At 59.6% G+C, this 19,510-nt stretch carries 16 protein-coding genes; 11 read left to right on the forward strand and 5 right to left on the reverse strand.

Annotation, left to right across the window (positions count from 1 at the left end; translation table 11 throughout):
• Positions 1 to 19 precede the first annotated feature (19 nt).
• Entirely contained in the window at positions 20 to 1,993 is a 1,974-nt protein-coding gene (locus N1037_04755; protein UWS80346.1) for a 4Fe-4S binding protein, read from the reverse strand.
• A gap of 422 nt (positions 1,994 to 2,415) precedes the next feature.
• Here N1037_04755 and N1037_04760 point away from each other — a divergent pair, with 422 nt between their 5' ends.
• The 8 genes from N1037_04760 to N1037_04795 all read left to right on the forward strand — a co-directional run bounded on the left by N1037_04760 (position 2,416) and on the right by N1037_04795 (position 10,987).
• Entirely contained in the window at positions 2,416 to 2,955 is a 540-nt protein-coding gene (locus N1037_04760) for a DUF3305 domain-containing protein (GenBank protein ID UWS81309.1), read from the forward strand.
• The gene (locus tag N1037_04765; GenBank protein UWS80347.1) at positions 2,952 to 3,635 is read left to right on the forward strand and encodes a DUF3306 domain-containing protein; all 684 of its coding nucleotides are present in this window, start codon (positions 2,952 to 2,954) and stop codon (positions 3,633 to 3,635) included. Before N1037_04760 ends, N1037_04765 begins: the two co-directional genes overlap by 4 nt.
• A gap of 35 nt (positions 3,636 to 3,670) precedes the next feature.
• The gene (locus tag N1037_04770; protein ID UWS80348.1) at positions 3,671 to 4,300 is read left to right on the forward strand and encodes a molecular chaperone TorD family protein; all 630 of its coding nucleotides are present in this window, start codon (positions 3,671 to 3,673) and stop codon (positions 4,298 to 4,300) included.
• A gap of 84 nt (positions 4,301 to 4,384) precedes the next feature.
• Positions 4,385 to 4,576, forward strand: a complete 192-nt coding sequence (locus N1037_04775) for a twin-arginine translocation signal domain-containing protein (GenBank protein ID UWS80349.1) — start codon at positions 4,385 to 4,387, stop codon at positions 4,574 to 4,576.
• 133 nt (positions 4,577 to 4,709) lie between these two features.
• Positions 4,710 to 7,604, forward strand: a complete 2,895-nt coding sequence (locus N1037_04780) for a formate dehydrogenase subunit alpha (protein ID UWS80350.1) — start codon at positions 4,710 to 4,712, stop codon at positions 7,602 to 7,604.
• Between the two features lie 12 nt (positions 7,605 to 7,616).
• Positions 7,617 to 8,210 (forward strand): formate dehydrogenase FDH3 subunit beta, encoded by a 594-nt coding sequence (gene fdh3B, locus N1037_04785; protein ID UWS80351.1) that lies wholly within the window; start codon positions 7,617 to 7,619, stop codon positions 8,208 to 8,210.
• 99 nt (positions 8,211 to 8,309) lie between these two features.
• Positions 8,310 to 9,542: a formate dehydrogenase subunit gamma gene (locus tag N1037_04790; GenBank protein ID UWS80352.1), complete on the forward strand. Its 1,233-nt coding sequence runs from the start codon at positions 8,310 to 8,312 to the stop codon at positions 9,540 to 9,542.
• Positions 9,543 to 9,610: 68 nt separating this feature from the next.
• Positions 9,611 to 10,987, forward strand: coding sequence for a sigma-54 dependent transcriptional regulator (locus N1037_04795; protein UWS80353.1), 1,377 nt, complete (start codon positions 9,611 to 9,613; stop codon positions 10,985 to 10,987).
• A 205-nt stretch (positions 10,988 to 11,192) separates the two neighbouring features.
• Here N1037_04795 and N1037_04800 read toward each other — a convergent pair whose 3' ends face one another.
• Positions 11,193 to 13,253 (reverse strand): cache domain-containing protein, encoded by a 2,061-nt coding sequence (locus N1037_04800; GenBank protein ID UWS80354.1) that lies wholly within the window; start codon positions 13,251 to 13,253, stop codon positions 11,193 to 11,195.
• 75 nt (positions 13,254 to 13,328) lie between these two features.
• On the reverse strand, positions 13,329 to 14,330 hold the full coding sequence (gene gap, locus N1037_04805) for a type I glyceraldehyde-3-phosphate dehydrogenase (GenBank protein UWS80355.1): 1,002 nt from the start codon (positions 14,328 to 14,330) through the stop codon (positions 13,329 to 13,331).
• 335 nt (positions 14,331 to 14,665) lie between these two features.
• On the opposite strand from gap, the gene N1037_04810 reads away from it, so the two are divergent.
• The 3 genes from N1037_04810 (at position 14,666) to N1037_04820 (ending at position 16,750) form a co-directional block, all read left to right on the forward strand.
• Positions 14,666 to 15,001 carry a metalloregulator ArsR/SmtB family transcription factor gene (locus tag N1037_04810; GenBank protein UWS80356.1) on the forward strand — a complete coding sequence of 112 codons (336 nt, stop codon included), beginning with the start codon at positions 14,666 to 14,668 and terminating at the stop codon, positions 14,999 to 15,001.
• Complete coding sequence (locus N1037_04815; GenBank protein UWS80357.1) at positions 14,994 to 15,449, forward strand: SRPBCC domain-containing protein; 456 nt, start codon at positions 14,994 to 14,996, stop codon at positions 15,447 to 15,449. The genes N1037_04810 and N1037_04815 overlap by 8 nt, the downstream gene beginning before the upstream one ends.
• A 296-nt stretch (positions 15,450 to 15,745) precedes the next feature.
• Positions 15,746 to 16,750: a LacI family DNA-binding transcriptional regulator gene (locus tag N1037_04820; GenBank protein ID UWS80358.1), complete on the forward strand. Its 1,005-nt coding sequence runs from the start codon at positions 15,746 to 15,748 to the stop codon at positions 16,748 to 16,750.
• A gap of 101 nt (positions 16,751 to 16,851) precedes the next feature.
• On the opposite strand, the gene N1037_04825 is transcribed toward N1037_04820, so the two are convergent.
• A complete protein-coding gene (locus tag N1037_04825; GenBank protein UWS80359.1) occupies positions 16,852 to 17,997 on the reverse strand; it encodes an iron-containing alcohol dehydrogenase in 1,146 nt (381 codons plus the stop codon).
• Positions 17,998 to 18,091: 94 nt separating this feature from the next.
• Positions 18,092 to 19,474 carry an aldehyde dehydrogenase family protein gene (locus tag N1037_04830; protein ID UWS80360.1) on the reverse strand — a complete coding sequence of 461 codons (1,383 nt, stop codon included), beginning with the start codon at positions 19,472 to 19,474 and terminating at the stop codon, positions 18,092 to 18,094.
• Between the last annotated feature and the right edge of the window lie 36 nt (positions 19,475 to 19,510).

The raw sequence follows: 19,510 nt of genomic DNA on the forward strand, positions 1-19,510 counted from the left end.
TGTGATCTCATGTGGGATCTCAATGGTCCCGGCGTTTGCTGAGGTAGTCCTCTGTCGTGCGCACCTTGGGGCGGTCTGCTCCGGCAAATGGGCTGTCTTTTTGGTGGAACTGGGCCTGCACCCGGCAGTCGTCGCACATCTGAATCATCCGGGCCATTTCGGGGCGAGCGAACATTGCGTGTTTCCCGGCCAGTTTCTCGGTGATTTTTTCGATGGTGGATTTCACCCCAAACAGGCTGCCACACTCGACGCAGGCAAAGGGCTCTTCTTCGTGCAGCACCACCTGCGACAGCGCAGTAGGGTCAAGGTTGAGACGTGGCTCAAAAGAGATCGCATCCTCGGGGCAGGCGCTGGCACAGATCCCACATTGCAGACAGGCCTCTTCCTGAAATCTGAGCTGTGGCAGGTCGGGATTGTCCCCCAGGGCCCCCGAAGGACACAGAGAGACACAAGACAGGCACAGGGTGCAGCTGTCCTGGTCAACCAGAACAGCGCCATAGGGGGCCTGCGCGGGCAGGGGCAGCTGCTGCGCCTTTGGCTGCAGCGCCATGGCGGCCTGACGGGTGATCTGGCGGCGTGACCCCATGGGGCGGATCGGCGTCGCCAGCGGTTGGGAGACCTGCGCATCATACAGCGCATCGCTCAGCAGGTCGGGGTCTGCGATATCCAGCAGCCGCGCCTTGCCCGCGCCGCTAATTGCCAGCGCCAGGTCCAGCTCGGTTTGCTGTACCTCATGGTCAATGCCGGGGCTCAGCAGCAGTGAGACATCAGCAAAACCGGCGGCCAGCGCCGCAAGGATTTCTGCATGGCCAAAGGCATTGAGCGCTGTCACCTCCAGCGGCACCACATCCGCAGGCAAGCCACGGCCAAAGCGTGCCGCGAGGCTGATCATCTCACTGCCATGGGGGGCCACCACCAGCAAACGGGGGCTTTGACCTCCGGCATCGAGGTAGGCCTTGGCCAGGGTCTGGATGCGGCGGAATTGGTCATCAGTGGCCGGCGCATCGTAGGTGATCGCCCCAGAGGGGCAGAGCGCGGCGCAGGCGCCGCAGCCGGCGCAGATCATCGGATCAATGCTGACCTGATCCCCGGCAGAGCTGATCGCCGAGGTGGGGCAATGGTCCAGGCATTTGCTACAGCCGGACTGGGCAGCGCGGGAATGGGCGCACAGCAGCGCCTCATGGCGCAGGTACAGCGGTTTTTCAAAGGTTCCCACCATCTGCGAGGCTGCCAGAATGACATCGGCAACCGCCTGCGGGTTCTTGGGATCTGCGCGCAGATAGCCTTCGCGTTTGTCCGGGGCCGGAAACAGGGGGGTGTCGCCGCGCAGATCCAGGATGAGATCGCAGTCCGACAGGGCGCCGTCACGCGCGGCTGTCCAGCTCCACTGGCGTCCCGCCACATCCAGCTGTTGTAGCGCATCAATGCTGACTTGAAACTGCCCCAAAGCGCCCTGTGCGCGCCGTAACTTGCCTCGGATCACATCAAATTCGCGCCCTGGGGCAAGGTTCATCGGCTCCAGGGGGGGGGCATTTTTATCTGTATCCAGCAGCACGGTGACCCCCAGCACGTCTTGCAGACGTTCAGCGGCGGCCAGGGCCAGGTCAGCTGGCCCCAGGATCAGGCAGAGCCCCTCGCTGGTCACATCCACGGATTTCCCCGGGGAGACATCCAAGCAGGCCTCAGCGATGAGGGCGGACATTTTGGGTAGTAAATCACCGTTATCAGCGGTCCAGCCTGCCCTGTCCCGCAGGTCAAGCAAAGGCGGCTCTGGCTGGTCCAATTCCGCCGCCAGATCGGCGAAGAATCTTTTTTCCTGGGTGCAGCAAATCACCGAATCGCCGCCTGAAATTGCCGCCGCAGTGGTCTCGACCTGGGTGGTGCACAGGGCAGTATGAACGCGGCTGCACCCCAGGCCCGTTGCCTTGGAGAGGGCATCAGCGTTGAGGGTCTGTGTCCCTGAACAATCACATAAAATCAATTGCTTGGTCATTCTTTGCCTCGCGAATTTTCCGGTAAAATCCTGTTGGATCGACGGCTTGCTGGGAGGTCAGACTAGCTCTGTTTCTTTGTCGAGGTAAACCGGGTTTCAGTTGCAACAGCCGCCCCGCAGGCAGGTTTGGAGAACAGGTGATTCGCCATTTGCCGACACAGTGGGTTCCTGATCTTTTTTGTCGAAATAGACATTTCGACCGCAGGGCGGTGGTGGTCAATGTGCAGCACCCCAATTTGTCCCGCTGCAGAGGTTTTCTCCAGCTGCCTGCTTTTTGGGCTTTCGTGACGCGGCGTTGTCGGCGCAATCTTGCTGCAACCAGTGACGGTCCGGCGTTTTGCGATTGGACTGCAGCCGTGACAGTGGGAAATGACAAAGGGTTTCGTGACAGGGTGAGTCAAACCACACAGAAAACTGACGTGATGCCGGTGGGCGTGGTTTTGCGCCGCTCTCCGGGTGTTACCCGCTGGGCCAAATGGAATTGGACGGTCTCGGGGCTCTTGCCTGCCGCGTCGGCGGCCGATTGGCAGCTGTTGCGCAGCGAGGGCGGTGTCAGAGAATACCATGCCGCGACCCTGCCACTGGAACTGCACCGCGCCGAAGCAGAGGCCTACATGCAGGCGCTGACCACCAATCCCCCGAGTGTCTATGTGATCCTGCGCGAGGCCAGCGAGGGGGAGTTTCCGCTGGAGGTCACCCTGATCACCGCCTCACCGTTTGAGGCGCAGGACTATGCCGACAGTGGCGAAGAGCTGGTGGAGAAGGTGGCGATGCCCTCGGGGCTGGTGGCCTGGCTGCGTGAATTCACCCTGGCGCATTTCCAGGAAGAAGAGTTCAAGAAACGGCGCCGGGACAACAAAGATATCGGCGGCAGTGAAGATGGCATTGGCGATCCGCGCATTGCCCAGCTTACGGATGTGTACCGCTCGCCCTCCTTGGCTAAAAAGGGGCGCATGCAATGAGCAGGGGTGATTTCTGGTCCCGCCGACAGGCCGCCGTGGCCGCCGAGGCAGAGGCAGAACAGCGGGCCGAGGTCGCGGCAGAGGCTGCGGCACGGGAAGCGGAACTTGCTGAGCAAAGCGACGACGAAATCCTTTCCGCGCTGGATCTGCCTGCTCCCGAGAGCCTTAAGGACGGGGATGATTTCAAGATCTTTCTGACCGATCAGGTTCCCGCGCGCATCAAGACCCGCGCCCTGCGGCATCTGTGGCGCGCCAATCCAGTGCTTGCCTGCGTCGATGGGCTGGTGGATTATGGCGAGGACTTTACCGATGCGGCCTGTGTCATTGAGGGGCTGCAAACCGCCTATCAGGTGGGCAAAGGCATGACCAAACATGTCGAAGCGCTGGCCCAGGAGGCTGCGGCACGGGATGCCGCAACAGAGCAAGCTGAGGCCGAGCGGATCGCTGCCGAGGCCGAGTCGGACGACCCGCAGGCGTCTTCGGCGGCCGAGGTCGCAGCCACCGGGGAGGCGCCATCAGTTGCTGCCGCCGCGTCGCAACAGGTCGGCCAGCGTGCAAATGAACTGGCAGCAGCCCAGGCCGATCTGGACGAAGAGGCTGCGCTCCCAGGTGAGGCCTTGATCCCAGCGGCCCCCCGGCGCATGCGTTTCTCATTTGCAGAAACAGAGGCGCAGACATGAGCAGCAGCGAGACCACCCGCAAGGAGCCAAAAATAATGACAGACCTAGAGACCATGCCAGCGGCACCTGCGCCATCTGCTCCCATCCGGGCAGAGGACCAAATGCGCGCAGATCTCTACAACTATCTTGGCGTTATGCTGGCTGGCCCCCCGGATGAAATGCTGCTGGCGCAGACATCCGGGTTGGTGGGCGATGACAGTCCCCTGGGCGAGGCCATCAATGCCCTGGCCAAACTGGCGCGCCACAGCAAACCTGCCTCGGCGGAGCGGGAGTTCAACAAGCTGTTCATCGGTTTGGGGCGGGGCGAGCTGCTGCCCTATGCCAGCTACTACCTGACGGGCTTTCTAAACGAAAAGCCACTGGCACAGCTGCGCCAGGACATGGCGGCAGGCGGGCTGACCCGTGCCCCCAACGCCTATGAGCCTGAGGACAACATCGCCTCTTTGATGGAGATGATGGGCGCGATGATTGCCGGGCGTTTTGGCACGGCCTCGGATCTGGTCCAGCAAAAACAGTTCTTTGGCAAACACATCGGCCCCTGGGCCGGACATTTCTTTTCGGATCTCGAAGGTGCCAAATCTTCGGTTCTCTATGCCGCGCTCGGTGCCGTCGGGCGGCAGTTCATGGAGATCGAAGCTGAAGCCTTTCGGATGAGCGCGGAGTAATCCGCAAAAGGGCGCTGGGCTTTGGCCCTGCGCTGTAACCCGTGAAACAAAACCTGGCATTTTGCGCCAGGAGGAGGAGTTCACATGAGCAAGAAAGATGAGGGGGCCAGCAGCCGCCGCGACTTTCTGAAAATGGCGGCGACAACTGCGCCGCTGGCTGCAGTGGCGGTTGCCACCAGCGGGTCAGAGGCCGCAGCCGCAGCACCTGATCTGGCATCCGACAAGATGCAAGATACGGCGCATACCCGCGCCTATTACGAAAGCACCCGGTTCTAACCAGCACCGGTCGCACACAAAAGACTATTCATTGACCACACGGCAACTGGTTGCGAGACGCCCGACCGCCACGTGGTTTCCTTGAACCAAGCGCGCTCTTTCCACTGTGAAGGGGTTAGCAAGGGAGGTTTATATGCTTAGGAAAAAGACCAACGGGGTTGCGAGACGCCCCCAGCGGAGCTCGATCCTCAATAAGGTCGCGGAAACATCCGTTGACCGCCGCTCGTTTTTACGCGGCTCTGGCCTGGCCATTGGCGGATTGGCAGCGATTAGCGCCACCGGCGGCACGGTCACGCAGGCCACGGCGGCCACTGCAGCCCAAGGCGCTGTCGACACGATCAAATCCATCTGTACCCATTGTTCCGTTGGCTGCACGGTTGTTGCCGAAGTGCAAAGCGGTGTCTGGGTCGGGCAGGAACCCGGTTGGGACAGCCCCTTCAACCTTGGGGCACATTGCGCCAAAGGCGCCTCGGTGCGCGAACACGCCCATGGCGAGCGCCGTCTGAAGTACCCAATGAAAAAAGAGGGCGGTGAATGGAAGCGCATCTCTTGGGATCAGGCCATCGACGAGATCGGCGGCGGCATGATGGACATCCGCGAAGAAAGCGGCCCCGACAGCGTTTACTGGCTGGGCTCTGCCAAGCACAACAACGAACAGGCCTATCTGTTCCGCAAATTTGCCGCATACTGGGGCACCAATAACGTCGACCACCAGGCGCGGATCTGTCACTCGACAACTGTGGCAGGTGTGGCAAATACATGGGGCTACGGCGCCATGACCAACTCCTACAACGACATCCATAACTCCAAATCGATCTTCATCATCGGTGGCAACCCGGCTGAGGCACACCCCGTGTCGCTGTTGCACCTCTTGAAAGCCAAGGAGCAAAACAACGCGCCGGTTATCGTGTGTGATCCACGCTTTACCCGCACCGCGGCCCATGCGGATGAATATGTCCGTTTCCGTCCCGGCACCGATGTGGCGCTGGTCTGGGGTATTCTGTGGCATATCTTTGAGAACGGTTGGGAGGACAAAGAGTTCATCCGCACCCGTGTCTGGGGTATGGAACAGATCCGCGATGAGGTGAAACACTGGACTCCTGAAGAGGTCGAGCGCGTCACCGGCGCGCCGGGTGAGCAGTTGCAGCGCGTTGCGCGCACCCTGGCCAACAACCGTCCAGGTACGGTGATCTGGTGTATGGGTGGTACGCAGCACACCACCGGCAACAACAACACCCGTGCCTATTGCATCCTGCAGCTGGCGCTGGGCAACATGGGCGCCTCTGGCGGCGGCACCAATATCTTCCGTGGCCACGACAACGTGCAGGGCGCCACCGATCTTGGCGTGCTTTCGCACACGCTGCCCGGCTATTATGGTCTGTCCAAAGGGGCCTGGGCCCATTGGGCGCGGGTCTGGGAAGAAGATCCCGAGTGGCTTGCCAATCAGTTCGACATGCTGAAAGGCGCCGACGGCAAGGACAAGAGCCTGCAGAACCTCAAAGGCATTCCTGTCAGCCGCTGGATTGATGGCATCCTTGAAGATAAGGACAACATCGATCAGCCCAACAACGTGCGGGCGATGGTTCTGTGGGGGCATGCGCCCAATTCGCAGACCCGGATGACGGAAATGAAAACGGCGATGGAAAAGCTGGATATGCTGGTCGTGATCGACCCCTATCCAACGGTTTCAGCTGTTTTGCAGGATCGTACCGATGGCGTCTATTTGCTGCCGGCCTGTACCCAGTTTGAAACCCGTGGCTCTGTCACCGCGTCAAACCGCTCGTTCCAGTGGCGTGACCGCGTTGTGGAACCGCTGTTTGAAAGCCTGCCGGATGAGGTCATCATGGCCAAGTTCGCCAACAAGTTCGGCTGGGCGGACCGTCTGTTCCGCAATATCGAAATGGAAGACCCCGAGACACCTGTGGTGGAAAGCATCACCCGGGAGTTCAACAAGGGTCTCTGGACCATTGGTTATACCGGTCAAAGCCCGGAACGGCTGAAACTGCATATGGCCAACCAGCACACCTTTGACCGCACCACGTTGCGGGCTGTGGGCGGTCCTGCGGATGGCGATTTCTATGGTCTGCCTTGGCCTTGCTGGGGCACGCCCGAGATGAACCACCCCGGCACGCCAAATCTCTATGATATGTCGCGGCCGGTCTCTGAGGGTGGTCTTACCTTCCGTGCCCGTTTTGGCGTTGAACGTGATGGCGACAACCTGCTGGCCGAAGGCGTCTACAGCAAGAATTCGGAAATCCAGGACGGATACCCTGAATTCACCATGCAGATGCTGATGGATCTGGGCTGGGACGGCGACCTGACGGACGCAGAGCGCGCCTCGATTGAGGCCGTGGCAGGTCCCAAGACCAACTGGAAAACCGACCTGTCCGGCGGGATCCAGCGGGTGGCGATCAAGCACGAATGTGCGCCCTTTGGCAATGCCAAGGCCCGCGCCGTGGTCTGGACCTTCCCGGATCCGGTGCCAATTCACCGCGAGCCGCTGTATACCAACCGTCGTGATCTGGTTGCAGACTACCCAACATATGAGGACCGTCAGTCTTATCGTCTGCCGACCCTGTATGCGTCGATCCAGAAAAACGATGTCTCCAAGGACTATCCGATCATCCTCACCTCTGGGCGATTGGTGGAATATGAGGGCGGCGGTGAAGAGACGCGCTCGAACCCTTGGCTGGCAGAATTGCAGCAGGACATGTTTGTCGAAATCAACACACGCGACGCCAATAATCTGGGCGTACGTGACGGCGAACAGTGTTGGGTCGAAGGCCCAGAGGGCGGCAAGGTCAAGGTCATGGCCATGGTCACCGAACGGGTGGGGGCGGGCGTTGCCTTTATGCCCTTCCACTTTGGCGGCCATTTCCAGGGCAAGGATCTGCGGGACAAATATCCCGAAGGATCAGACCCCTACGTCCTGGGTGAAAGCGCCAACGTGGCCTTTACCTATGGCTATGACAGCGTCACGCAAATGCAAGAGAGCAAATGCACTCTTTGCAAAATCACTGCAGCATAAGGAGAGAGAAACATGGCAAGAGCAAAGTTCCTCTGCGACGCCGAACGCTGCATTGAATGTAATGCCTGCGTAACCGCCTGTAAAAACGAGCACGAAGTTCCCTGGGGGATCAACCGTCGCCGCGTTGTCACCATCAATGATGGCAAACCCGGTGAACGTTCGATCTCGGTGGCCTGTATGCATTGTTCCGATGCGCCCTGCATGGCCGTTTGCCCGGTGGACTGCTTCTACCAGACCGATGACGGTGTAGTGCTGCACTCCAAAGATCTCTGTATTGGCTGCGGCTATTGCTTCTATGCGTGTCCTTTTGGCGCGCCGCAATATCCACAGGCTGGCAGCTTTGGCAGCCGTGGCAAGATGGACAAATGCACCTTCTGCGCCGGTGGCCCCGAGGAGAACAATTCCAATGCAGAGTTCTCCAAATATGGCCGCAACCGGATTGCCGAAGGCAAGCTGCCCATCTGCGCCGAGATGTGTTCCACCAAGGCTCTGCTGGCTGGTGACGGCGATACTGTTTCGGCGATCTACCGGGAACGTATCGTGGCACGTGGCTTTGGCTCCGGTGCTTGGGGCTGGGGTACAGCCTATGAACAAAAGGGCGGTTAACCGCCTTTGACGTTCGCGTGATACGGGGGCGGCCTGCGTGATGTGGGCCGTCCGCGATCTCTTGTATTCAAATTTGTGACCTGCAAAGGAGTGTGGCCCATGCTGCGCCTGGCATCTCTATTTTTCGTGCAGCTTACGCTGTGTTTCTTCCTGATCTCCGACGTAGCGGTGGCGCAGGCGGTCACGACAGACACACCGGGGGCAGTGGATCGCAGTGCAACCGGTGGCGCGCAGACCCTGGATGATATCCTGGCGCGGCAACGGGGGCAGGCGCTGGATGACAGTTTTCGCAAAGACAACACTGGGGATCCCGAATCCGCAGCGGCGATAAGCGCCCAGCTGGGCACCCTGGGCGGGGTTTCCGACCCTGAACTGTGGCGGCAGCTGCGCTACGGTACTGCCGATGTGAAGGTCTCCAGCGGCGGCGAGGTTGCCAAGGTGCTGGTGCAGGACGGCGGCATGCGCTGGCTTGCGTTCCGTGAAGGTCCCTTGCGCCAGTATGGTGGCTGGCTGTTGCTGGGCACCATTGGTGTGCTTTTGGTGTTCTTTGTGTTGCGCGGCAGAATTCGCATTGATGGTGAAAAAACCGGGCGCACCGTGACGCGGTTCAAAGCCATCGAACGCATTGGTCACTGGCTGTTGGCAGGGTCATTTATCGTGCTGGGTGTGACCGGGCTATTGTCCCTGTTTGGTCGGCTGGTCATTGCGCCATATTTGGGCAAAGCGCCCAATGCGGCGCTGTTGGACCTGAGCAAATGGCTGCATAACACGGTGGCTTGGGGGTTTATTCTCGGGTTGGTGATGATCTTTGTGATGTGGGCGGTGCACAATATTCCCAATCGTACGGATCTGGTCTGGCTGCGCCAGTTTGGCGGCATCATCGGTTCAGCCCACCCACCTGCCAAGAAATTCAACGCCGGACAAAAGATGATCTTTTGGTCCGTGGTGCTGTTTGGCACCTCAATCTCGCTGTCGGGGGTGTCTTTGCTGTTCCCCTATGAATTGCCGCTCTTTGCCAAGACATTTGGCCTGCTGAATGCCTCGGGCCTGTCCGAGCTGTTGGGATTGGGCCTGTTGCCGGTTGAGCTGGCGCCACAGGAAGAAATGCAGCTGGCGCAGGCGTGGCATGCCATTCTGGGCTTTGTGCTGATGGCGATCATCATTGCCCATATCTACATCGGCTCGGTGGGCATGGAAGGCGCTTATGATGCCATGGGGTCGGGCGAGGTAGACGAGGCCTGGGCCAAACAGCACCACTCGATCTGGCTGGAAGAGGTGCAGCGCGAGCAAGCTCAGGCCCCTAAAAACAGCTCTGCCACGCCCGCCGAGTAGGTGGGCTGCAAAGTCAGAGGTTTGATTTTTGCGGGTAAAGGCGTCAGGCTCAGGTGGGGGAGACCGGGATGAGAGACGGGATAGGAACGGCAATGCGTCCGGCTGACAGCACGAGCGATGAATATGGTGAGAACCTCGCCGGGGCCTCGATCCTGGTGATTGATGATGAGCCGGGCATGCGCAACTTCCTCACCAAAATCCTGGCGCCGCGTTGCAAACGAGTGGAGCAGGCGGCTTCGGCGGCTGCGGCCTCGGCCATATTGGATCAGGCGCATTTTGATCTGATCATTTTGGATAATCTCATGCCCGGAAAAACCGGCCTGGAATGGGTGCAGGAACAACGCCGGGTGGGATTGTTTGCCGACACTATTCTGGTCACCGCCTATGCCGATCTGGAAACCGCGATCCTGGCCCTGCGGGCTGGGGTGGCAGATTTTGTGCTCAAACCGTTTCGGGCCAATCAGATCTTAAACTCGATCGCCCGGGCGCTGGACCGCAAATACCTGCGGCGGGAAAACTATCTGCTGAAACACGAACTCTCGGCTGAGGGCGCGACGGGGCGGGGCCGGTTGTTGGGCAAATCCGCAGCCATCAGCCAGGCCCGCGATATGCTGCACCGCCTGGCGCCGCTGCCGACACCGGTCTTGTTCACCGGAGCCAGCGGCACCGGCAAGGAGATCGCGGCGCGGACCCTGCATTCGCTGTCGGACCGTGCGGAAAAACCCTTTGTGGCGGTGAACTGCGCGGCGATCGCGCCGGACCGCATTGCCCATGAGCTGTTTGGGCAGATTGACGATCAGAACCGGCGCAGGGATGGTCTGTTTTTGCATGCGGATGGCGGCACGCTGTTTCTGGATGAAGTGGCGCAGATGCCGGATCAGGTTCAGGCGGCACTGCTGCGGGTGCTGGAGGATCAGCGGGTGCGTCCCGTCGGGGCGGAACGGGATATCCCGCTCAACCTGCGTTTTCTTTTTGCCACCAACGCGGATCTGCAACAGGCCGTGGCAGACGGGCGGTTCCGTGCTGATCTCTATCATCGGATCAATGTGGTTGAGATCCAGATGCCGCCGCTGAAGGATCGGGTCGAAGACATTGTCGAGCTGGCCGCCCTGTTCATGGAGCAATTTGCCAGCAGTCTTGGTATGGCGGCCTTGGAGCTGAATGAAGATACATTGCTGAAGTTTTCACGCTATGACTGGCCTGGAAATGTGCGGGAGCTGCGAAATCTTATCGAACGCTCGGTGATCCTGGGGGAATTTCCCGAGGAGTTTGCTGGCAAGGGCGGCATTACCGGTGTGGCGGCGGTTGAATCCCTGGACCTGGTCACTCAGCGTCATATTATGCATGTGCTGGATGCCTGTGATGGCAACCGGGCCGAGGCAGCCCGCCGTTTGGGGGTGTCGCGCAAAACAGTTGACCGGAAGTGTTCCAGCTGGGAAGTCTGACCGTGCTTGCGTCCATAGCATTTGTTGCAGAAGGTGGCTCTCCCGCGCCCAGTCTTTGTTCTGGTGAGCTCTGTTCTGGCGAGGCCAGAACCGCGCCAATGGCCTTGGACCGGGCGCGCCATGCGGGGCACAGTGCGGGGGGCTAGACCGCAGGTTTTCAGCCAATTGCGCGACAGGATACTAAGACAGGGTATTGATCTGTCGGTTATTGGGCGGCGGATGTGGTTTCAGCGTCTTGTGAAGCTTCTGCGGCGGGAAGCCAAATGGAGAAGGCGGCTCCGCCGGCCTTGCGGTTTCGCGCGGATATAATACCGCCGGCGCGCTGGATCAGGGTTTGACTGATCGAGAGCCCCAGGCCCGTGCCCTCGCCAAGTTTTGTGGTGTAAAACGGATTGAACACCGCCGCGAGATGGTCTTCGGGGATGCCGCAGCCGCTGTCGGCAACCGTGAGCAGGGCACCGTAGCGGTCGTCGCGCTCAGCGCCCTGCAGGGATAGGGTCAAAGTGCCGTCGCCCTCCATGGCTTGGGCGGCGTTGAGGATCAGGTTGATCACCACCTGTTGCAGCTCGCCCGGGTCGATGCGGACCGGAGGGGCTGGGCGCGTTTCCTGATCGAACCGTTTTTCCACCTGGATTGCCTGTCGCGCGATCACATGATCCACCAACACCAGGCAATCAGTGACCAGCGGCGCTAGATCCAGGCTCTCCTCAAAGGTGCCAAATTCCGAGGGCCGGGCAAATTGCAACAGCTTGCTGACGATGGCGCCAATACGCATCACTTGATTGTCGATGAGATCCAGTTCGGTCCCCACCTCCTGTGCCTCCTCTGGGCCCAGGGTCATGCGGATCACATCCACATTGCCCTGGATTACCGCTACCGGGTTGTTGATCTCATGGGCGACCCCGGCGGTGATTTCTCCGATCGAGGCGAGCTTTTCACTCATCACCAGTTGTTGAAAGGTCTCTTCCAGTTTCTTGTTCGCCGCGCGCAGTTCGACAGTGCGCCGATCTACCCGCTGGTTCAGCTCTCCAGCCCAATCGCGCAGGCGTTGGTCACGCTCCTGGATCTGATCCAGAAGACTGTCGAGATGCCCTGCCACCTGGCCAATTTCATCCTGTCGCCCGGTGCTGCCATTGCGCGCTGTCAGGTCGCCACGTTCCACCCGCTTCATGGTCAGGCTCATCCGTTCCAAGGGCGAAAAGATCCCCTTGGCCAGCCATAAAAAAAGCGGGGCGGACAAGGCCAAGACAGCCAGAAATACCGCAACAATTGTCCAGTAGGCCTCTTTCTTGGCGGCGGTATAAGGCGCTTCGAGAAACCCGACATAGAGCATGCCCACCCGGGTGCCATAGCTGTCGGTCAGGGGCAGATAGCCGGAAATATACCAGTCATTGACCACAAAGGCGCGGTTCAGCCAAGTCAGCCCCTCTCCCAGCACCTTGTTGCGCACCACCGCTGAAACGCGGGTGCCAAGGGCGCGCACGTCCTCGAACAGGCGCACATTGGTTGAGATGCGGGTATCGTCCAGAAACAGGGTGGCAGTGCCCTGACGGTTCTGTTCAGCCGGGCCGCCGAGATAGACCAGCGCATTGAGCGTGTCGATAAAGCCAAGGTTGCGATTGAGCAACCGACCGCCGCGCAGCACACCGTGATGGCCGAGGGTGGCAACCGGAGCGGCGGTATGCAGCACCATGCCGCGATCTTCGACCTGGCGCGAGGTCGGCGCGGCGGCTTCGGTCTCGATCAGGGAAATTCGGGCTTGGTCTGCCAGATGGGGGGCGACATCGGTAAGGTCATCCGCGGAGAAAATATCAATCTGCGACGCGCGCTGGCCCCTGGATGCGGCCTGAATGACCGGCCAGTCCCCCAAGTCAGGTGTCAGATCAGAGAGGGTGAGATAGTCCAGAAAATCCAGTTGCAGGTCATCGCGCAGCGCCTGCAGGTGGGCCTGCACCTCTGCGGGGCCTTTGGCCAGTGCCTGATGAAAGGCAGTGGAATTGGCAATGCTGCGCAGGCTTTCTGCGCTGCCAATCTGCAAATGGCCCAGATATTGCTCGGCAATGCGCAAATCGCTTTCGACCTTGGCGATGAGCACCGCATCGTAATCGGCATTCCACCGGGCCATCGCCAGTGTCAGCAGCAATGGCATCAGCACGGCGAGGGGCAACAGAGCCAGCAGGAGCAATCTGAGACGGACGGATTTCAGTTGCTTCTCTCCCCTGGTGGGGCGATCCAGCCCTCTGTTTGCATACTGCCAGAGTGCCATTTCTTGATGCAAAATTGCAAGGAAAAGCCAGGCGCTGAGACGCCTGACTGGATCTCGGTCCGGGTGCTAGGTGGTCTAGATCAGGCTGCCCATATGCCGCGCGGTGTCCAGCATCCGATTGGAAAATCCCCATTCATTGTCATACCAGCTCACCACCCGAACCAGGCCCCCAGCCGTTACCGTGGTTTGAGCGGGAGCAAAGCAGGAGGAATGGGGATCATGGTTGAAATCAACCGACACCATCGGGTCTTGCTCATAGGAGAGCACGCCTTTTAGTGGCCCTTCAGCTGCGGCCTGGACAGCGGCATTGATTGCTTCCGGCGTTGCGGGGCGCTCAGGCATGAAGCTCAAATCCACCATGGAGACATTGGGGGTGGGGACCCGGATGGCGGAGCCTTCGAGGCGGCCTTTGAGCTGCGGTAAAACCTCGGCAATGGCGCGGGCTGCCCCGGTGGAGGTGGGCACCATCGACAGGGCGGCCGCGCGCCCCCGGTAGAGATCGCTATGGGGGCTGTCATGGGTGGGCTGGTCGCCAGTGTAAGCGTGAATGGTGGTCATGTACCCGGTCTGAATGCCAAAGCTCTGATCCAGCACCTGGGCCAGTGGCGCCAGGCAATTGGTGGTGCAGGAGGCATTGGAGACAATCAGATCTTCCGCGGTAAGCGCGGTGTGGTTGACGCCGTAAACCACGGTCCGGTCCATGTCCTTGCCCGGTGCCGACAGCAGCACCCGTTTGGAGCCATTGGCCAAATGGGCGGCAGCTGCGTTGCGGCTGGTGAAATGCCCGGTGCATTCCAGGGCAATGTCCACATCCGACCAGGGCAGGTCTTTGGGGTCGCGTATTGCGGTTAGGCGAATGGTCTTTCCGGCCAGGACGATGTGGTCTGTGCCCGTTTCAACCGGTGTTTTCAGGCGCCCGTGCACCGAGTCATATTTCAGCAGATGCGCCAGTGTTTCTACCGAGGCCAGATCATTGATCGCCACCACTTCCATATCCCTGGTGCCATTTTCCAAAAGCGCGCGCATCACGCCACGGCCAATGCGGCCAAATCCATTGATTGCGATTTTGAGGGTCATATGGAGGCTCCGTTTCGTGGATGAGTTCTATTGTTAGCGATAACGTTGCTCGAACCGTTATCGCTAACGAAATCGAAAAGCAACCCTGTTGAAGATCAGGTGACTGTGATCTTCAGGTTTTGAACTGACCCCACAATAGAAACCGGCCCCTCGCGCAGATCCCAGCGTATGGCGGGAACGAGCCCGGACTTACCGAAGCTGCGCTTCCTGCAAACGACCAAAAAGCACGCAGCGCTGACCTTGCTCGCTATTCACGGCGCAGCTTGGGCAAGAACACTTAGCCTTTTTGCTACCTTTTCTGTTGACCAAAACACCGGACCAGTTTAGTTAGCCACATGGCTAGCAATCTTGACGGTTTTTTCTCTGCACTTGCCGATCCCACCAGGCGCGCTGTGGTCGCGCGTCTGATGACCGGCCCCGCGCCGGTATCGGAATTGCATGAGCCTCACGATATGGCCCTGCCGTCCTTTCTGAAGCATCTCGGCAAGCTCGAATCCGCAGGAATGATCCGCTCCGAGAAAATTGGCCGCGTTCGGACGGTTCATATCGAAGCGGTCGCGATAGCCGAGGCCGAGGAATGGCTGAAACAGCAACGGCGCATCTGGGAAAGGCGTCTCGACCGCCTATCCGCTCTCGCCGAGCACATCGAGAAGGAAAGCAACAATGGCTGACTACGAGACCTTGACCCTGGAACGCGAAATTGCGTGTGCGCCCGACCGGCTTTTCCATGTCATTATCGACCGCGATCTGCGTCAGAAATGGGCAGCACCGAATGACGAAAGCGTTGTCATCATCGACCAGTATGACTGTCGGCCCGGAGGACGCGAGGAAATCCGTTGCGGCCCGAAGGATGCCCCCGAGTTCAACACCACCGGCCTCTTTCACGTCGTCACGCCAGAATTTCTATCTTTCACGGAAACGCTGATCGTGGGCGGTCAGATGATGTCGATCTCGCTTTGTAGTCACGAAATCTCAAAGAGCGATGCGGGCAGCACCCTGCGCGTCATATTACAGATCACGAGCCTCGTCGGGGCGGATTTGTTTAACGACTATCGCGGTGGATGGTCTGCTTCCCTCGACAACCTCGCGGCGCTGGCCGCGAACCTTGATCAGTCCTGACAAACCGGCTCACGGTTTCCCGGTATCATCCGACATAATGGCAGGTTTCCCGCACCAGCGGACGTTAATTTGCTTTGCGTGAACGGCAGTTCCGTCCGCGTTTTGAACCTTCGTGTGCTCTGCGTCGAGGGACCGGTCTGGGGCTAATGTTTGTGGTTTGAAGCAGGACTGCCTGACGCGGACCACTGAGGGGATGCAGAACGTCCGGCGTCTCCAATGCGTTCGGAAGATCCTCAATCTTGCAGTTTTGCTCAGCAGCACTTGCGGTGGAGCACGAAGTACAAGACCATGTGCGCATGACAAAAAAAATGCTCCTGAAGGATGTTGCCCGGCTTGCCGGTGTCAGCGAAATGACCGCCAGTCGCGCGCTGCGTGGCGCCCGGGATGTTTCAAAATCAACCCGCGCCAAGGTCGAGGAGATAGCCCGCGCCCATGGCTATGTGCCCAATCGCATTGCCGGCTCTCTGTCGTCGCAATCGGTGAACCTGGTGGCTGTGGTGGTCCCCTCGCTCAACAGTTTTGTCTTTCCCGAAGTGCTGTCCGGGATTTCTTCGGTGTTGAAACAAAGCCCGCTAAAGCCCGTTGTTGGTATTTCCGGCTATGAGCTGAATGAGGAAGAGGAGGTCATCCGCGAGATGCTGAGCTGGCGACCCTCTGGCCTGATCGTGGCCGGGTTGGAGCACAACGATGCCACCCGGCGGATGCTCTTGCAGGCGGATTGTCCGGTGGTCGAGGTAATGGATGTTGATGGCACGCCACTGCGCCACTGCGTTGGTATTTCGCATTTGCAGGCGGGACGGGATATGGCGGCGCAAATCCTAGCGCGGGGCTATCGGCGCATCGGTTTTATCGGCACCAAGATGCCGCAGGATTTTCGCGCCCGCAAACGCTTTGATGGCTTTGCCGAGGGGCTCGCTGCGCAGGGGGTATCACTGGTGGATCTGGAGCACTACGCCGGCGACAGCTCGATAGAAACCGGGCGTGCGCTGACCGCCAATATGCTGGCGCGCCAACCGGATCTGGACTGTATTTACTATTCCAGCGATGTGATGAGCGTCGGCGGCTATATGCACTGCCTTGCCACTGGGCTGTCGGTGCCCGGGGATGTGGCCTTGGCGGGGTTCAATAATCTACAGATTCTATCGGGACTGCCGCTGCAATTGGCGACCACCGATGCCTGCCGCCGCGACATTGGCGAGCGGGCCGCAGAAATTCTGCTGCAGGCGCGCGACAGCGCAGAAGAACTGGCGCCCATATGCGAAGCGCTGAGCCCGCGTATCAGTCTGGGCCAGTCCTTGTAGGCGCAATGGTCAGATCCGCGCGGTCCGTCTTTCAACCAAAAACTCCCCGGCCATGGACCGGGGAGCAGGAACCGTGAAGGATCGTATGGTTTTCGTATGGTTTACAGTGCGGCTTTGAACAGCTGCGTCAGGTTTTCTTCTGTCAGCTCAATGGGGTTGCCGCCGCAAGACGGGTCAATGAGTGCGCCTTTGACCAGATCGGGGATCGAGGCCTCGGTAACGCCGAGATCCGACAGGCCGCGCGGAATGCCCATGCTGTCGTTCAGCTCCTGCACGTAAGCGCGGAAGCCGTCAAAGCCGCCCTCAATCCCCAGATATGCGGCCGCCATATTGAACCGGTCGGCAATTTCAGGGGCGTTGAACTCAAGCACCGCCGGCATACAGACGGCATTGGTGGTGCCATGGTGGGTGTTGAAATGGGCTCCGATTGGGTGGCTCATGGCGTGGATGGCGCCGAGACCTTTCTGGAAACCAGTGGCCCCCATGGCGGCGGCTGACATCATCTGCGCGCGGGCCTCGATGTCGCTGCCATCGGCATAGGCGCGGGGCAGGTAGTCTTTGACCAGACGCATGCCTTCCAGTGCAATGCCCTGCGACATTGGGTGGTAATGCGGTGAGGAAAAGGCCTCAACACAATGGGCAAAAGCGTCCAGACCGGTGCCGGCGGTGATGAACTTTGGCATCCCAACGGTGAGCTCTGGGTCACAGATTACCACGGTGGGCAGCACTTTTGGGTGAAAGATGATCTTTTTCACATGGCTGACAGAATCGGTAATTACCGAGGCGCGCCCGACTTCGGACCCGGTGCCTGCGGTGGTGGGCACTGCAATGATCGGGGCAATGGCATCTGCATCGGCGCGAGTCCACCAATCGCCAATGTCTTCAAAATCCCATATTGGCCGGGTCTGACCCGCCATAAAGGCGACCATTTTGCCCAGATCCAGACCCGAGCCGCCGCCAAACGCGATGACGCCATCATGGCCACCTGCGTTATAGGCCGCGACACCGGCCTCTAGATTTTTCTCATTTGGGTTGGGGTCGACTTCAAAAAAGATCCCCCGACCCAGGCCAGCGGCCTCCATGATGTCGAGGGTGCTTTTGGTGACCGGCAAATCCGCCAGTCCCTTGTCGGTGACCAGCAGTGGCTTTTTGATCCCGGCAGAGGCACAGGCCTCACCCAGTTCCTTAATCCGGCCGGCGCCGAATTTGATTGCGGTCGGATAGGACCAGTTTCCAACGAGGTTCATATGCGTTTTCCTGTGATGGAGCGGGAGAAGGGGCGCTGCCCCCGCTTGCCTTGCGGCAAGCTCCCCCGAGATATTTGTAGTAAGATGAAGGCTGCTAGGCGGTGCGTTTCTTCAGGTGATAGCTTTTGGGGCGGGTGAGGTTCTGATAGCCGATGACGGACAAACCTCCCCCGCGGCCAGTGTTCTTGCAACCAGTCCAGCACAGGCTGGGATCAAGGTAATCCGCACGGTTCAGGAACACGGTGCCGGTTTCGATCTCATCACCAATGCGGGCAGCGCGGTCCAGATCTTGGGTCCAGAGCGAGGCGGTGAGGCCAAATTCGCTGTCGTTCATCAGCGCGATAGCCTCAGCGTCGGAAGACACTTTCATGATGCCAACCACGGGCCCAAAGCTTTCATCCCGCATCACCCGCATCTCATGGGTGACATTTGTCAGGATTTGCGGCGTCAGATAGGCACCACCATCGTCTTCGGCCATGGTGGGGATATGCGCCACGGCGCCCGCGGCGATGGCCTCGTCAATCTGGGCGCGCACTTCAGCGGCAAAACGCACATTGGCCATTGGGCCCATGGTGGTTGTCTCCTGCAGTGGATTGCCCAGTTTGTAGCCTTTGACGATCTCGACCGCCTTGGCGACAAAATCATCATAAAGGCTTTCGTGCACATAGATGCGTTCAATACCGCAGCAGCACTGGCCGGCGTTGAACATGGCGCCGTCAATCAATGTGTCGACGGCTGCATCTAGATCGGCATCTTCCATCACATAACCAGGATCTTTGCCGCCTAGTTCGGTGCCGACGCCGGTAAATGTACCAGCTGCCGCGCGTTCCATTGCCTGGCCGCCGCCAACTGACCCGGTGAAATTGACAAAGTCAAAGGCGCGGTCCGCAATCAGGGCCGAAGTGGTGTCATGGTCCAGGAATACGTTCTGGAACACCTCGGCAGGAACCCCAGCAGCCTGGAAGGCCGCTGCCATGCGTTCTCCGACCAGAAGCGTCTGGGTAGCATGTTTCAGCACCACGGTATTGCCGGCAATCAGGGCTGGTGCCAGCGTGTTGATCGCCGTCATATAGGGATAGTTCCAGGGGGCCACGATGAAGACAACCCCATGTGGAACACGCTTGATGTAGCGTTTAAAGTCAGCATCATCGCCAACTTCGATATCTGCCAGCGCAGTTTCGGCAATCTCTGCCATGTAGGAACTGCGCTCGTTAAAGCCGCCAAACTCGCCACCATAGCGCACCGGACGCCCCATCATATGGGCCAGCTCGGGCACGATTTCATCGTTCATCGCGCCAACAGCTGCTACGCCTGCCATGACCAGCTTGATGCGTTCCTGCACTGGGCGTGCAGCCCAGGCCTTTTGCGCCGCGCGCGCCGCAGTGGCGACAGCAAATCCCTCTTCGCGGGACAGGGTCTGGCGCTCTGCATAAACCGATCCGTCAATCGGAGAGATACATTTCAGGGTCTGGCCCATGTTCATCCTCATCTCGTTTGAAAGGGGAGCCCCCCT

Source organism: Phaeobacter sp. G2, assembly GCA_025163595.1.
GTDB lineage: Bacteria > Pseudomonadota > Alphaproteobacteria > Rhodobacterales > Rhodobacteraceae > Pseudophaeobacter.